At 35.6% G+C, this 14,255-nt stretch carries 18 protein-coding genes; 1 reads left to right on the top strand and 17 read right to left on the bottom strand.

What is annotated here, in order from left to right:
* Nucleotides 1–40 precede the first annotated feature (40 nt).
* Nucleotides 41–865 carry a hypothetical protein gene (locus H8S01_RS08460; RefSeq protein WP_186836899.1) on the top strand — a complete coding sequence of 275 codons (825 nt, stop codon included), beginning with the start codon at nucleotides 41–43 and terminating at the stop codon, nucleotides 863–865.
* Nucleotides 866–1,049: 184 nt separating this feature from the next.
* On the opposite strand, the gene H8S01_RS08455 is transcribed toward H8S01_RS08460, so the two are convergent.
* The 17 genes from H8S01_RS08455 to H8S01_RS08375 form a co-directional block, all read right to left on the bottom strand.
* Nucleotides 1,050–1,745, bottom strand: coding sequence for a GTP pyrophosphokinase (locus tag H8S01_RS08455; RefSeq protein ID WP_021866738.1), 696 nt, complete (start codon nucleotides 1,743–1,745; stop codon nucleotides 1,050–1,052).
* A gap of 24 nt (nucleotides 1,746–1,769) precedes the next feature.
* On the bottom strand, nucleotides 1,770–2,795 hold the full coding sequence (pgeF, locus tag H8S01_RS08450) for a peptidoglycan editing factor PgeF (RefSeq protein ID WP_186836898.1): 1,026 nt from the start codon (nucleotides 2,793–2,795) through the stop codon (nucleotides 1,770–1,772).
* A complete protein-coding gene (locus H8S01_RS08445; RefSeq protein ID WP_021866740.1) occupies nucleotides 2,785–3,129 on the bottom strand; it encodes a YraN family protein in 345 nt (114 codons plus the stop codon). Before H8S01_RS08445 ends, pgeF begins: the two co-directional genes overlap by 11 nt.
* Nucleotides 3,126–3,437, bottom strand: coding sequence for an EscU/YscU/HrcU family type III secretion system export apparatus switch protein (locus H8S01_RS08440; RefSeq protein ID WP_021866741.1), 312 nt, complete (start codon nucleotides 3,435–3,437; stop codon nucleotides 3,126–3,128). The genes H8S01_RS08445 and H8S01_RS08440 overlap by 4 nt, the downstream gene beginning before the upstream one ends.
* Nucleotides 3,438–3,515: 78 nt before the next feature.
* The gene (locus H8S01_RS08435) at nucleotides 3,516–5,129 is read right to left on the bottom strand and encodes a flagellar hook-length control protein FliK (protein WP_186836897.1); all 1,614 of its coding nucleotides are present in this window, start codon (nucleotides 5,127–5,129) and stop codon (nucleotides 3,516–3,518) included.
* A gap of 21 nt (nucleotides 5,130–5,150) precedes the next feature.
* Nucleotides 5,151–5,810 (bottom strand): ribonuclease HII, encoded by a 660-nt coding sequence (locus H8S01_RS08430; RefSeq protein ID WP_021866743.1) that lies wholly within the window; start codon nucleotides 5,808–5,810, stop codon nucleotides 5,151–5,153.
* Complete coding sequence (gene ylqF / locus H8S01_RS08425) at nucleotides 5,810–6,661, bottom strand: ribosome biogenesis GTPase YlqF (RefSeq protein ID WP_021866744.1); 852 nt, start codon at nucleotides 6,659–6,661, stop codon at nucleotides 5,810–5,812. The genes H8S01_RS08430 and ylqF overlap by 1 nt, the downstream gene beginning before the upstream one ends.
* 21 nt (nucleotides 6,662–6,682) lie before the next feature.
* Complete coding sequence (gene lepB, locus H8S01_RS08420; protein ID WP_021866745.1) at nucleotides 6,683–7,246, bottom strand: signal peptidase I; 564 nt, start codon at nucleotides 7,244–7,246, stop codon at nucleotides 6,683–6,685.
* 232 nt (nucleotides 7,247–7,478) lie between these two features.
* Nucleotides 7,479–7,826 carry a 50S ribosomal protein L19 gene (rplS, locus tag H8S01_RS08415; protein WP_021866746.1) on the bottom strand — a complete coding sequence of 116 codons (348 nt, stop codon included), beginning with the start codon at nucleotides 7,824–7,826 and terminating at the stop codon, nucleotides 7,479–7,481.
* A gap of 212 nt (nucleotides 7,827–8,038) precedes the next feature.
* Complete coding sequence (locus H8S01_RS08410; RefSeq protein WP_186836896.1) at nucleotides 8,039–8,482, bottom strand: DUF4234 domain-containing protein; 444 nt, start codon at nucleotides 8,480–8,482, stop codon at nucleotides 8,039–8,041.
* 141 nt (nucleotides 8,483–8,623) lie between these two features.
* Complete coding sequence (gene rimM, locus H8S01_RS08405) at nucleotides 8,624–9,139, bottom strand: ribosome maturation factor RimM (RefSeq protein ID WP_186836895.1); 516 nt, start codon at nucleotides 9,137–9,139, stop codon at nucleotides 8,624–8,626.
* 148 nt (nucleotides 9,140–9,287) lie between these two features.
* On the bottom strand, nucleotides 9,288–9,518 hold the full coding sequence (locus H8S01_RS08400; protein ID WP_021866749.1) for a KH domain-containing protein: 231 nt from the start codon (nucleotides 9,516–9,518) through the stop codon (nucleotides 9,288–9,290).
* 21 nt (nucleotides 9,519–9,539) lie between these two features.
* The gene (gene rpsP / locus H8S01_RS08395; protein ID WP_021866750.1) at nucleotides 9,540–9,785 is read right to left on the bottom strand and encodes a 30S ribosomal protein S16; all 246 of its coding nucleotides are present in this window, start codon (nucleotides 9,783–9,785) and stop codon (nucleotides 9,540–9,542) included.
* Between the two features lie 76 nt (nucleotides 9,786–9,861).
* On the bottom strand, nucleotides 9,862–11,217 hold the full coding sequence (gene ffh, locus H8S01_RS08390) for a signal recognition particle protein (RefSeq protein WP_186836894.1): 1,356 nt from the start codon (nucleotides 11,215–11,217) through the stop codon (nucleotides 9,862–9,864).
* A 38-nt stretch (nucleotides 11,218–11,255) separates the two neighbouring features.
* A complete protein-coding gene (gene ylxM / locus H8S01_RS08385; RefSeq protein ID WP_186836893.1) occupies nucleotides 11,256–11,606 on the bottom strand; it encodes a YlxM family DNA-binding protein in 351 nt (116 codons plus the stop codon).
* Between the two features lie 108 nt (nucleotides 11,607–11,714).
* Complete coding sequence (locus tag H8S01_RS08380) at nucleotides 11,715–12,935, bottom strand: GNAT family N-acetyltransferase (RefSeq protein WP_186836892.1); 1,221 nt, start codon at nucleotides 12,933–12,935, stop codon at nucleotides 11,715–11,717.
* Between the two features lie 25 nt (nucleotides 12,936–12,960).
* Complete coding sequence (locus tag H8S01_RS08375; protein ID WP_186836891.1) at nucleotides 12,961–14,199, bottom strand: AI-2E family transporter; 1,239 nt, start codon at nucleotides 14,197–14,199, stop codon at nucleotides 12,961–12,963.
* Between the last annotated feature and the right edge of the window lie 56 nt (nucleotides 14,200–14,255).

Below are 14,255 nucleotides of genomic sequence, written 5' to 3'. Positions count from 1 at the left end.
TGTTATAGACGTGTTAATATTTATTGGAGGTACATTTTTAATGTTAAAAAATACATCACGATTCAAAAAATTGTGTAAATCGGCAGCAGCCGTCTTAATCGGACTGCAGCTTGCCATCACATCACTTGTTCCTGTAATGGCAGAAGACATTTCTCTTTCCGACACTTCAAAAGCATCGACTTACAAAATTGCCGACCTTGATGTCGCTGTAACAGTTTCGGACGACCTTGTCTGTTTCACACAGAATGTTACATCTAACAATTCTTATCTTGACCTTATCGGTGCAGATGACGTAGAACAGCTTCGTGCACTTATGAAAGTTAATAATATTTATCTTGAAATCATACCAAAGCAGAATGTTACATATGAAATACTTTTAAGCGGAAAAGACGCTCCTTCCGGTGTAGAATCACTTAACGATTTAAGCGATGATGAGTTACAAAGCAGCTTCAAATCATATGTCGAATCGAGAGACAACACAAAAAATGAGATTGTCACGGAAAACATTACCAATTCATATATTGATAAAATCAACGGTGTTACATACTTTGTAACAGATGTAACTTCAATTGCCAATAATGATGTAACTGTTTATCTCAGAAAATATTATACAATCATGCGTGGCAAGGCAATTTCATTTTCGCTCCAGACAAACCAGTCAGTGCTTACAGACAACATGAAAACAGAACTTGAAAATATAGTAAAAACAACCGAATATAAAAACATCAAAAAATCAATATTTGACAATCCAATTTATTCAGAAATAATGACAACTGTTCTTTCATTGCTTCTTCCTATCGCAATTCTTGCACTTATAGTATTTTTTATAACTAATAGTGCCAAAAGAAAAAAGAAAAAACATTGATTTTTAAAATTCATTATTCACATAACTATGAGAAACACGCTCCGCGAGTTTCTCAAGTTATCGCGGCAGTCGCCAAGGTCTCGTGCAAGCACGGACTTTGGCTCGTTACACGCGTAAATAAAACAAAGCTGCCACTTAACACAATCTATCGTTAAGCGGCAGCTTTTAAGTTTTTTATAAATGTTTATTCATTAAACTTATGTATATCTTCCCTGATTTCCTGCATCCGTACATCTGTCTGATAAATATTTTCAGCACATTCTGTAAGCTGTTTTACTATTTCAGGCATATCATCATTATCAAACTGTTTATAATGCATCTGATGTTCGAGACTTGCCCAGAAGTTCATGGCAATCGTTCTTATCTGGACTTCAACTTTCATATATTCTTTTCCTGACGATAAGAAAATAGGAATAATTACTACATAATGGAGACTTCTGTAACCGTTCGGCTTTGGATTTTTGATATAATCTTTTACTTCCATAACCTCCACGTCGTCCTGTGATATAAGCATGCGTGCAACATCATAAATATCACTTATAAACGGACAAACAACACGGATTCCCGCAACATCATTAAGATTGTCTGCTATCGACTGTATTGAAACAGGATAATTTCTTCTTTTAAGCTTCTCATATATGCTCAATGGCGATTTGATTCTTGAACGTATGCTGTCAATCGGATTACGCTGGCGTTTTGTCTTAAATTCATCATTTAATATTTCAAGCTTTGTCTGCACTTCCCTTATCGCACATCTGTACATCATCATAAGTTCCTCAAATTTCACACTGTTCTCAACAAATTTAACGAACTGCTCCTTTGTAATAATATTTTCAGGAATAATTTCCTCAGTACCATTTAAAAGTTCTAATTCATTCATGGTTATCCTCCGGGTATTAATATATTAATTAATTATTTTTATAAAATTACACATTATGCCTCGTCTTCCGCTGCTTGCACGATGTGAAAACAAAATATCGCTGTTCTCGCTTGTGCATACATCAGACAGGTAAATGTTTTCAGGTCGCACACCTGCGTTAATCAGATTAATATAATCAGCCCCTGGCAAGTTAAGAAGATATTTTCCAGGTTTATTTTCCGGCTGAATTATAAGTTCACATTCGCTCTGGCTATAATTTTTTCTGAATTCATTTATTGTATCCTGTGACACTTCATAGCAGTCCACACATATTCCCGGACCGATAAATGCAATTATATCGCACGAATTGCTTCCAAACTTATCTGTCATCATATTTATGGCATTCTTAACAATATTGCCGACTGTTCCACGCCATCCGGCATGAACTGATGCTATGCAGCGTGATTTTTCATCTGCCATGACAACAGGGATACAATCCGCAAACGATGTCACAAGCGTAAGTTCCTTCGTACCAGTGACAAGACCGTCTATATTATCATAATTCCTGTCTTTCACTATTCCCATTCCACGATTACTGTCATCAACATACAAAACATTATTGGTATGTGTCTGTTTTGAATAAACCATATCTTCAACAGGCGTATTAATCACTTTACCCATACGCCTGAAATTTTCCATAACATTATCACGCAAATCAGCCTCATAACTTCCGACTTTATTAAATGTCAGATTCATGCTCTTAAACATTCCACTGCTTACGCCTCCAAGTCTCGTTGAAAAACACTGGCTTACAAATGAGGACTTTTCAAAAGGTGCAAACTTAATATGAGGCACAGGTTCATTGTACAAATGTATTGTATCAATGTAATTCGACTCTTTAATATCTGCCATGCCATATGTTTTAAAAATATTATAAAAAAGGCGTTCATTATCTTTTCTTACAATACGCCCCAAATTATTACTGTTCATTATAACCCCTGTATTGTTTTTATTATAATCTTTTCCCACATCCAATGTGTCACAGGCAGCCCTGTCAGCTTTAAAATGCATTCTTTATAATCTGCGGATTTCCGGCATCAAAAGCCACAACATCAAATCTGCATTGAGTATCTGCAATATTATGTGTATACAGATAATACTGTGCAACGCGTCTTATAATCTGCTGCTTTGCCTGTGTTACAGCCGAAGCCGCAAAGCCATATCTGCTTGTTTTTCTATACTTTACTTCTATAAAACAAAGTGTATCTTCCGCTTTTGCTATTATATCAATCTCACCGATACGGCATCTGAAATTAGTCTCCAATATCTCATATCCTGATTTTTTAAGATAATCTGCAGCCGCATGTTCCCACTTTGAACCCAGTTTTCTATTATTTATACTCAATGTTTAACTTTTCCCCTTATTCTGTCGCATTCATCGACAAAGACAAGAATCTCTGCTACAACACCATATAATTCCGGCGGTATCATATCACCGATTTCAAGCTTTGAAAGCGTATTTGCAAGCTTGCTGTCCTGATAAACAGGTACATCATTCTCTTTAGCCTTGTCAATAATCTTATCTGCAATAATTCCTCTTCCTGATGCAATAATCTTTGGTGCTTCCTCATCAGGATTATATTGAAGGGCAACTGAAATTTTAGGTTTATCATCTTTTTCTTTTTTATTTTCAAAAAAATTTTGTCCGTTCAATTTACATCTCCTATTTTATACCATGTTAAAAACATATCAATAAATAAAGTATAACAATTTATAAATATTTTATAAGAATTATGCCTTTACATCAAAAACATACTGCGATGTCTTATTTTTCGGTATATCTTTATCAACAAAATCATTTACAAAATCAAAATCTTTTTGTTCGCTGTTGAGCTTCATTTCAAATGTTGTATTATACCCTAGTGCTTTTAATCTCGCATTTAATTTATCTATATTAGAATATACGAAATCAAGCAGTTCTTCGCTCTCAAGGCAGAAATTTGTCGAGACATTTTTCTTGTTAAGTCGGACAAATACATCAACAGGTCCGAGATTTTCCATATCAAGATGAAGAAGTGCACTCACATTGTCTGTTCCCTGTGCAAGTGCTTTTTTATTTGTAAATACATATAATTCACCATTTGCATCGCTCTGGGAAAAACGAAGCGGCATCTGGAAATATGTCATATTTTTATTAAGGTCATTCATAAAATCAATATTACTTTTTATTGATTCCATGCTCTTTGAGATGTCTCCTGCCTTATCGGATAGTTCCGAATTTTCCGACATTTTTTCCATAACATTTTTTATACGTTTATAATAATTTTTAATTCCATCCGGATTAGCAACATCAGAAGGATTAAGCTTGAGTGTCTCATTAGTCATCTCTTTTATAAGCCTGCCCAAAAAATCACTCCCAATATTTTTAAGCAGTGTCTGTCCACTTCTGTCATTTTTTATTATATCTGCCAATCCTGATATAACATCATGTATTGACGCCTGATTATTATTCAATTTATCCAGAAGCTGTTTTACAGATGAACTGTCAGTCTGGCTTCCGGCTGCCTCTTTTATTATATCTTTAAGGCTATTAATTGTGTCATTATCAAACACATCTGATATATTAGTGCTTTCAGTTTTATTTCCATCATAAAGTATTTCTGTCAGATTATCAAATAATGAAGCTGACTGTTGTGCTGACTGTGCATCACCACTATCTGAAATCATTGAATTGAAAAGCTGTGAAAATCCATCTTCCATAGTATTAATATCAGATAGCACACTGTGTTCATAACTTTTATATGCTTCAAACTGTGTAATATTTTCCTGGGTAACAGGTATCTGAAGCCGCATAAGATTAGCAATAGTGGCATCTGATGTATCAGGAAATTCAAGAACTGTTTTTGCCAGTTCACCAAGCATCTTTGCATCAATTGGCATATTAAGTGAGAGCAGCGTCTTTACAAGACCTGCATTTTCTTCATTATTATCAAGTCCCGCCGCCTCAAGTGCTTTTGATATGATTACATTTTCCTGCTGTTTCGTTCCAAGCAGCTTTACAGTAATCCCATCAGAGCTTTGTCCATCAACTATAAATGTCTGAATCTGACCATTTGCAAGTCCTTTCGCCGATTCAGCAAGTTTTGCATTGATAAGGCTGCCGTTTGTAAGCTGCAATAATGCGTTGCCGTCTGACACATTAATAATCTGTCCGGAAAATGTATCTCCTTTAAGCATATTTTTAAGCATGGCAATTCCTGCTTCATCAGCTGTTTTTTGTATAATTCCTGATATATTTTGTGCTCCGGACGTATTGCCGGCATTTTCTGCTGACTGGGCTTCTTTATTATTTACCGGAGAAACCTCATTTACTGCAGAAAACAATGAAGAAAGATTAACTGGCATATCTGCTCCTGACTATTTTTATTATGGGACAAATTTTGTGATAAATGTCCTTCTGTGAATAGGTGACGCACCAAACTGTTCAAGTGCCTGTATATGCTGTTTTGTTCCATATCCCTTATGTTTTGCAAATCCATATTCCGGATATTTTTTATCATATTCTTCCATAATTCTGTCCCTTGTTACTTTTGCAAGCACACTTGCGGCAGCAATACTGATGCTTTTCGCATCTCCTTTTATAATAGGAACCTGTTTAATATCAACCTTTGGAATTGTAACAGCATCATTTAATAATATATCGGGTGACGGATTGAGATTATTAATGGCACTCCTCATAGCTTCATAAGTTGCCTGCAAAATATTAATCTCATCAATTCTTGCAGCATCTATTATTCCAATTCCATATGTAACAGCTTCTTCTTTTATTATATCAAATAATTCATTTCTTCTCTTTTCGCTGAGTTTTTTTGAATCATTAATATATAAAATACGGCAGTCTTTTGGAAGTATCACAGCCCCGGCAACAACAGGACCTGCAAGAGGACCTCTTCCGGCTTCGTCTATTCCGCATATATATGAATACACACCATATTCTTTTTCATATTCGCACATCTGCTCAACCCTCGCCTTTTCAGCCTCAAGCTTCAAAGCACGCTTCATGGCAGATTCTTCTTTTTTAGTCATTATATCTCTTCTCCCGGTTTTTCAAGTGTTATCCTGCCTATGCGTCCGCTTCTGAAATCATCAAGTATTATTCCGGCAAGCTTTTCATAATCAGTCATGGCACCTCTTTTAAGACATCCCCTTTTAGCGGCTATCGCATCCATAATTTCAAGCGTTTCCTCATCCTCATCAACACCATATCTTTCTGACAGATTACCACTGTAATTATTTTTCAAAAATGTCACAGCCTCGAATGCAAGGTCTTCAATATTAATTACCTCATCATTCATTGAGCCGATAAGTGCAAGATTTCTTCCTACAATCTCACTGTCAAACTTTGGCCATAAAATACCCGGAGTATCAAGAAGTTCAACTGTTTTGCTTAACTTTATCCATTGCTTTCCTTTGGTCACACCCGGTTTGTTACCCGTCTTTGCACACGCCCTGCCTGCATATGCATTGATAAATGTCGACTTTCCAACATTCGGAATACCTACAACCATAGCTCTTACAGGACGGTTCATTATACCTTTCTTTTTGTCACGCTCAATCTTTTCATGGCATGCTCTTTCGATTGCTGAATTCATCTGCTTAATTCCGGCTCCGCTCCTTGAATTAAGTTTCAGACACAAAACTCCTTTTTGTGCAAAATAATCGATCCATTGCTGGTTTAACCTCTCATCAGACAAATCTGACTTATTAAGAAGTATTAACCTGGCCTTATTTTTTGCAAGATTGTCTATATCCGGATTGCGGCTTGACATAGGAATTCGTGCATCAACAACCTCTATCACAAGGTCAATAAGCTTGATATTTTCCTCCATCATTCGTCTTGCTTTTGTCATGTGACCGGGATACCATTGATAATTCATAAATTCTATTCTCCTATTCTATCATTTTACAAAGCCAAGTCTTTTAACAGGGCCGACAATTGCCCACACAGAGCCTGTTATATTCTTTTCTTTTACTATTCCGACCCCTGCAAATCTGCTGTCTTCACTGTTATTTCTGTTATCTCCAAGCAGAAAATACTCATCTTTTCCCAATGTGATCTCATTGGCTGCAAGTCCGGCTGTAAGTATTGTATCTGTAAAAACATCATCTTTTAACTGTTCACCATTTATATATACATGTCCATCTTTTATCTGTATCTTTTCACCCGGAAGACCGATAACACGTTTGACATAAACTTTACTCGAATTTGAACCCGGCAATTTGAATGCAGCTACACTGTATCTTTTTGGTTTTGTAAATGAATATGCAAACCTGTTTATAAGCACAGTATCCTCATTTTCTATCACAGGCTGCATAGAACCGCCTGAAATAATTGTTCTGTCACACATAAATGTGACTATAACATAAGCTGACACAATAACCATAATTATATTGACAATCATCTTGCATACAGACTGTAGTCTTGTATTTTCCTGATATCTTCTTTGAAAAAGTGTAGACATAAAACTAACTCCGCTTTCCAGATGTCTGCGACATCTTTTGTATACTTAATTTTGAAAATATGATTAACACGCTATGCAAATTTCCCATGTAATTTCATATAGATTATATTTTACTACAAATCATCAAAAATGAAAAGAAAAAGAGACTGCGTTCCAACGATTTTTATTCGTCAAAACCACAGTCCCTTAAATGTCATTGATTATGAAAAACACGTTTCACGGATTTTCCAAATTATCTAACTAATTCTTTAACCTTAGCAGACTTACCTGTTCTCTCACGTAAGTAGTTAAGTTTAGCACGTCTTACTTTACCACGTCTTACAACATCAACCTTCTCTACGATAGGTGAATGTAATGGCCATGTCTTTTCAACGCCAACACCGTTAGAAATCTTTCTTACAGTAAATGTAGCACGTACGCCTGTACCCTGCTTCTTTAATACTGTACCTTCAAATACCTGTGTTCTTTCACGGTTACCTTCTTTAATCTTAGCTGATACTCTTACTGTATCACCTACGTTAAACTGAGGTACTTCAGCTTTCATCTGAGCATCTTCGATGTTCTTAATAATATTATTCATGTGTGACCTCCTTAAATTTGGATGTTCTTAATACAATCTATGTAACAGAGGACCATCTCTTTTTCTCACAACCATAATAGTTTAGCATATCATTAAACAAAATGCAAGCATAGATTGAAATTAAATATTAAAAAATAACTTCAACCATGCCTGCATTTAATTAGAATTTAAACAAAAATAATTTTCAAAAAGTAAGTTATACAAATTTTTAATTACATTGGACCATTGCCATTATTTGTAGGACCATTGTAACCGCCATTCATCGGACCATTGTAACCGCCAAAACCGCCGCCATTCATATTCATGTCATAATCAGCAATCTTGTTAAGTGAATCCTGAGTGAGTATGTATACAACAATATACAAACCAAAAATAGCAAGAATGAGATATAATACATTGCTGTTGCTTGAAGGAATTCCTCTTGCATTCTTTGCATTATCAATTCTCTCACCCTGCTTGTAAGCCCAATAATATCCATAAATGTTACATGTTACAAGTGTAAGCAGAAATGCTACTCCGCCGCTTGCACCATTAATGTCACCTGAAACATTCTTAGTATCATCTGTCATAACGATGAACCAATAAATTCCATAGATACCACATGTGACAATTGTAAGAATTATGCTTACTGCAAGATTTCTTTTGTTAATAGGCATTCTAAAACCCTCCCTGTTTCCATATTTTTCAGACATTTTTCTCAAAATGTCTGACTTCTACTTTTATAGAATACATGGAAAAGAACCTTTTGTCAATCAAAATATAAAAAAAGTATAAATTTTTATAAATTTCATATATTTTTAATTCAAATCCATAAGTCCCGGAAGCATGTGAACTGTAACTGTTTTCTCTTCAAGATTGTGGTCAAGTATACACTGGTCTATCACCGGAATAAGTATTGTCTTACCATTATCAGCAGTAACTTCATATACATTATTTGCTCCCGTTTCAAGGACATCTGTAAGTTTGCCGATATGCTCTCCCTCATCAGTTATCACATCAAGCTCAATCAGATCACATATAAAGTATTCTCCCGGCTCACATTTAACAGCATTTTCCCTTGTGACACACAAATCTTTTTTTACATACTGCTCTATATCATTTATATTATCAAACTCTTTAAATTTGAGTATTACATACTGTTTAAAAAACTTCACTGAGGCAATTTCAACATTCACATTTTCACGTCTGCCACATATCACAGCTTTTTTCAATTTTTTAAAACGCATTGGATCATCTGTTGTAGGGAAAACTTTTACCTCTCCCCTGATGCCATGTGTTGAAGTAATAACGCCGACGCGTAATAAATCTTCCATAATTCTCCATTCCGGCTGATATTCCGTATTAACAGCGGCTTCAGCATCAATTTGATAATTTTATATAGCAAAAATGCCTTTGAAACTCATAAACAGATTATCTGTTTTTTAAGTTCAAAGACATCTCTATTAAATAAATAAGCTCAATTTAGTTATCGATTTCAACAACAACTTTTTTGTCAGTTTTTGTTGCCGCTGCCGAAACAACTGTTCTTATAGACTTGGCAATTCTTCCTGATTTGCCAATAACTTTCCCCATATCAGAAGAAGCTACTTTTAAATCAACAATTATGGCTTTGTCTTTCTCTGTCTCAGTTACAACAACTTCGTCCGGATTGTCAACTAGTGCCTTAGCAATAATTTCAACTAATTCTTTCATAGAAAAACACCTCCACTAGTCTTATTTTTCAATACCAGCCATCTTGAAAAGCTTACCAACAACCTCTGTAGGCTGAGCTCCGTTTGCTAACCACTTCTTAGCGGCTTCAGCATCAATGCTGAGCTTGCAAGGATCATAGTTAGGATCATAAGTACCGATCTGATCGATAAATCTACCGTTTCTTGGAGATCTTGAATCTGCAACGATAATTCTATAGAAAGGAGACTTCTTCTCACCTAATCTCTTTAATCTAATCTTAACTGCCATGTAACTTTCACCTCCTAATTTAATTTTTCGTGTCCTGTAAATAACACATATCTATATTGACTGTATAACAGTCATGTTAAAAAGGTAGTTTAAAACGTCCCTTCTTAGCACCTTTCATCATGCCCGGCATCTGCTTCATCATCTTTTTCATCTGGTCAAACTGTTTAACCAGTTTGTTGACTTCGCTTATATCAACACCGGCACCTCGGGCAATTCTATTCTTTCTTGAAGGATTAAGAATATCCGGATTGCTTCTTTCCTTTGCCGTCATAGAGTAAATAATCGACTCTGTACGTTTAAGATTAGCTTCCGCATCTTCCGTTGCTCCTGCATCAAGCCCTTTCATTTTACCGCCAAGTCCCATGCCAGGCAGCATATTTAATATGGAACCTATACCGCCCATATTACGAATCTGTCCCATATATTCAAGGAAATCATTGAAATCAAATTCAGCTTTCTTGAACTTCTGCTCCATTTCCTTAGCTTTGTCAGCATCAATCTGGGCTTCAGCCTTTTCAATAAGCGTAAGCACATCACCCATTCCAAGAATTCTTGATGCCATTCTGTCCGGGTAAAACTGTTCAAGATCTGAAAGTTTTTCACCCATACCAACATAAAGGATAGGCTTTCCTGTGACAGCCTTAATTGAAAGTGCTGCACCACCTCTGGTATCACCATCAAGCTTTGTGAGGATGACGCCATCAATTCCAACCTTTTCGTTGAATGAAGAAGCAACATTGACCGCATCCTGACCTGTCATTGAATCTACAACAAGTATTGTCTGGTCAACTTTAACTTCTTCTTTTATTTTTATAAGCTCAGCCATCATATCCTCATCTATATGAAGACGACCGGCTGTATCTAAAATAACAATATTAAAATTGTTATTCTTAGCATGTGAAACTGCCGCTTTGGCTATATCAACTGGATTGTTGCCTGTTCCCATTGAAAACACTTCAACGCCCTGCTTTTCTCCGTTGATTTTTAACTGTTCAACAGCAGCCGGTCTGTAAACATCGCAGGCTGCAAGAAGAGGCTTTTTCCCTTTTGCTTTAAACTTACCTGCAAGTTTGGCTGTCGTTGTTGTTTTACCTGCACCCTGAAGACCCGCCATCATTATGACAGTTATCTCATTACCCGGTTTCAACGCTATCTGTGTTGTCTCGGAACCCATGAGTGCAACCATTTCTTCATTAACAATCTTAATTACCATCTGTCCGGGTGTAAGACTCTGCATAACATCCTGACCTATGGCACGCTCTTCGACCGACTTGACAAACTGCTTTACAACTTTAAAGTTTACATCAGCTTCAAGCAAAGCCATCTTTACTTCTTTCAGAGCTGCTTTTACATCAGCTTCAGACAGACGGCCTTTACCGCGAAGATTTTTAAATATATTCTGAAGTTTATCTGATAAGCTGTCAAATGCCATAAATCCTCACTTCTGTCTGATTAAGACTTAAACGAATATCAAAAATTATCGAGTATATCTTTTGCGATAAGCTGTATACTCCTTATGTTATCAAGACTGCCATTATTACTTTTAATAAACTCATCTGATAACTGTTCAATCTCATGCACCTTTTCTTTTGTCTCTATAAACTTAGATACAAGATGCAGCTTTTCTTCATAACCATTCAGTGTATTATTAACACGCTTGATTAAATCATGAACTCCCTGCCTTGAGATACCATACTCATCAGCAACCTCGCTTAATGACAAATCATTAAAAACAATATCCTGATAAATTCCTCTCTGGTGTTCATTAAGAAGCTCACCATAAAAATCATATAAAAGCGTCTGTTCTACAAACTTTTCCATAGCAGCACCACTCTCATAAAATTTGAAACCTTGAGAATAATATCATAGCCAGGCATGCGTGTCAAGTATTTTTACTTGACAAAATCAAAAAAATTTACAGCATAAAATTTAAATATAATCTGAAATATATGGTATTTCATGCATTAAAACATTATCGAGTGTCTCAACAGCAGCCCTCGGTGCATCTATCCTTTCAAGTTTCCATAGCTGCATTGCGGATTTATATCCTATAAGAAGTGTTGTAAGCGATGCAATGTCAAGTTTTATATGATATTCTGCTTTCTGCTCGGTTATAAAGCATCTTCCTTTGCTAAACAATACATTAATACTCTTATTATTCCATGACAAAAAATCATCATGGATATCAAGTTCTATGCAAACATCTTTTTCCGACGGTTTACAGCTGTACTGGAGAAGAAACTTATCAATATCTATAATTCTTCCCATTATGTACGGACGTATTGATTCTTTAATATTACCATCAGCCATCTCAAAAGCAATCGGTTCATTATAATATGTATTGCCTTTTACTTCATTTATCATGGACTGATGTGCACGTATAAAACGCCAGAGACCATTCTGTGCTTCCCTGTTTAAGAAAATCATCTCTTTTATGTACATAACATTTTCTTTTATAAGATAAACCATATATCCCTGTGGCTTTTTATGACTATTATAATAAACAGCTACAACTGTATCATCCTCATCCCATCGCCAGTATTCTTCCCATGCAAGGCTGTTACGGTAAAGGCATCCGTGTGTTTTTGCCGCAAACTGCTGGTGAAGATTAATAAAATCCGTATTTTCCCATGTGACACGACGTACATATCCGGGAATATCATCAATCTTTGGTATCTGATTATTCTTTATTATATAAGAAATCTTATTAGAAATAATCTCCCATCCAAACTTACGATACAATGGTATAGAATAAGGATATAAAAGTGCCATTGACTGACCTCTTTTTCTCATATGGCTCAGGCTCTTGTGCATAAGCGTAGCCATAATACCCTGTCCTGAATACTCTGGATATGTACATACACTCGTTATAAAGCCGACATGATATAACTGATGATAAATATTCATATCAAGCGGATATACAGCAAATTGTGATATTAACGAATCATTATCAAAACACCCCACAACATCAGCTCTCTGCAAAACAGGAAACTTTGACTGCTTAATCTCGTCATTTTCCCAGCCAACTTCGGTAAGTTCCTGTTCTGTAACCTGAAATGCATATCTTAAAAGTGCATTATATGCATCTAAATCTTTTGTTGTAAGCGAACGTATTGTGTAATCTTTAAGATTATTTTTTAAATGTTTCATAAAATATGTATCATAACTCCTTATATTATTGATGAGTCTTTTTCTTTTTTGGAAAATCATTCTCATAATCAACACTCATCTGTGTCTGTTCATTCTTATCAAGCCCCTTAAATACCAGCTTTTTAATCCAGTGATACATAATGGCAAACATCGGAACTCCAAGAAGCATACCTGCAAATCCCCATATATCTCCAAACAGGAATATGGAAAAGAGCACCCATATACTTGAAATTCCTGTTGTATCACCTATAATCTTAGGACCTAAAATATTACCATCTATCTGCTGTAATATAAAGTCAAAAATCACAAAGAAAATGCACTGCATGGGATTAACCATAAGTATGAGAAGTGCTGATAAAAACAACCCGATATACCATCCAAAAAATGGTATTACATTAAAAATTCCAACTATTACAGCAACAAGTGTTTCACTCATCATGACTTTTCCCGGATTAATCCATCTGAAAATCATCATGCCGGCATAACAAATAAGCGAAACCACCACTGCATCAAGAATCTTTCCATTGATAAACCCGCCAAAAACGCGGTCACAATATCTTGCCTCTTCCATTACAGTGTCAGCCTTTTCTTTTTTTAATATACTATACACGATAAGTTCTGCCTGCCGTGCAAATTTCTTTCTTGAAAGCAGCAGATATACAGCAACTATAAAACCTATAAATATATTAAGAATCACGCCAAGCAGATTAATTACACCTGACGAAACCCCAGTTGCCACTTTCTCAACAGAATCAAGAAGTCCGTTTGAAAGCCAGTCCTCAAGCATCGTATATGCCTTATCAATCACCTGTTGCGAATATTGAAGCAATTGTTCATCAGAGCTAAGCGAATGATTAAGCCATCCTATAAGCTTATCTGCACTTGATGGCAGAATCTGAACAAGTCTTACAACACTGTCAATCAGCTGTGGAATAACAATCATAAGTATAAGATAAATTGCAATAACCGCAATAATTATTCCTGCAAATACACTTAATGTCCTCGATATTTTTTCCTTAGTCTGCTCATTCTTCATCTTTGAAAATAATTTATCAAACAAAACTTCAAGCTTATTACACAAAGGGCAGATTATATATGCCAATGCTGCACCAATTATAAATGGCATCATAGTTTTTACAATATGCCCGATAACACTCTTTATCGCATCTATCTTATATAAAACAAAAAACAGCATAATAGACAAAGCAAATGCAAGAAACAAGCTTCCGGCAAGATATAAATACTTTTTAAACGTATCTTTCATATTAAATAATCCCTCACATATTCTATAAATAGTCAATTCATCCCCTGCTATTTCTA

The organism is Lachnospira hominis (ex Liu et al. 2021) (assembly GCF_014287955.1).
GTDB lineage: Bacteria > Bacillota > Clostridia > Lachnospirales > Lachnospiraceae > Lachnospira > Lachnospira hominis.
Note: the sequence above shows the minus strand (reverse complement) of the source record. Positions and strands in the feature narration are given on the sequence as shown.

Excerpts from the sequence above, each read along its gene's own strand:
- H8S01_RS08460 (WP_186836899.1), top strand. The coding sequence starts at position 41 with ATGTTAAAAAATACATCACGATTCAAAAAATTGTGTAAATCGGCAGCA.
- H8S01_RS08455 (WP_021866738.1), bottom strand. The coding sequence starts at position 1,745 with ATGAATGAATTAGAACTTTTAAATGGTACTGAGGAAATTATTCCTGAA.
- pgeF (WP_186836898.1), bottom strand. The coding sequence starts at position 2,795 with ATGCATTTTAAAGCTGACAGGGCTGCCTGTGACACATTGGATGTGGGA.
- H8S01_RS08435 (WP_186836897.1), bottom strand. The coding sequence starts at position 5,129 with ATGCCAGTTAATCTTTCTTCATTGTTTTCTGCAGTAAATGAGGTTTCT.
- H8S01_RS08430 (WP_021866743.1), bottom strand. The coding sequence starts at position 5,810 with ATGACTAAAAAAGAAGAATCTGCCATGAAGCGTGCTTTGAAGCTTGAG.
- ylqF (WP_021866744.1), bottom strand. The coding sequence starts at position 6,661 with ATGAATTATCAATGGTATCCCGGTCACATGACAAAAGCAAGACGAATG.
- lepB (WP_021866745.1), bottom strand. The coding sequence starts at position 7,246 with ATGTCTACACTTTTTCAAAGAAGATATCAGGAAAATACAAGACTACAG.
- rplS (WP_021866746.1), bottom strand. The coding sequence starts at position 7,826 with ATGAATAATATTATTAAGAACATCGAAGATGCTCAGATGAAAGCTGAA.
- H8S01_RS08410 (WP_186836896.1), bottom strand. The coding sequence starts at position 8,482 with ATGCCTATTAACAAAAGAAATCTTGCAGTAAGCATAATTCTTACAATT.
- rimM (WP_186836895.1), bottom strand. The coding sequence starts at position 9,139 with ATGGAAGATTTATTACGCGTCGGCGTTATTACTTCAACACATGGCATC.
- H8S01_RS08400 (WP_021866749.1), bottom strand. The coding sequence starts at position 9,518 with ATGAAAGAATTAGTTGAAATTATTGCTAAGGCACTAGTTGACAATCCG.
- rpsP (WP_021866750.1), bottom strand. The coding sequence starts at position 9,785 with ATGGCAGTTAAGATTAGATTAAAGAGATTAGGTGAGAAGAAGTCTCCT.
- ffh (WP_186836894.1), bottom strand. The coding sequence starts at position 11,217 with ATGGCATTTGACAGCTTATCAGATAAACTTCAGAATATATTTAAAAAT.
- ylxM (WP_186836893.1), bottom strand. The coding sequence starts at position 11,606 with ATGGAAAAGTTTGTAGAACAGACGCTTTTATATGATTTTTATGGTGAG.
- H8S01_RS08380 (WP_186836892.1), bottom strand. The coding sequence starts at position 12,935 with ATGAAACATTTAAAAAATAATCTTAAAGATTACACAATACGTTCGCTT.
- H8S01_RS08375 (WP_186836891.1), bottom strand. The coding sequence starts at position 14,199 with ATGAAAGATACGTTTAAAAAGTATTTATATCTTGCCGGAAGCTTGTTT.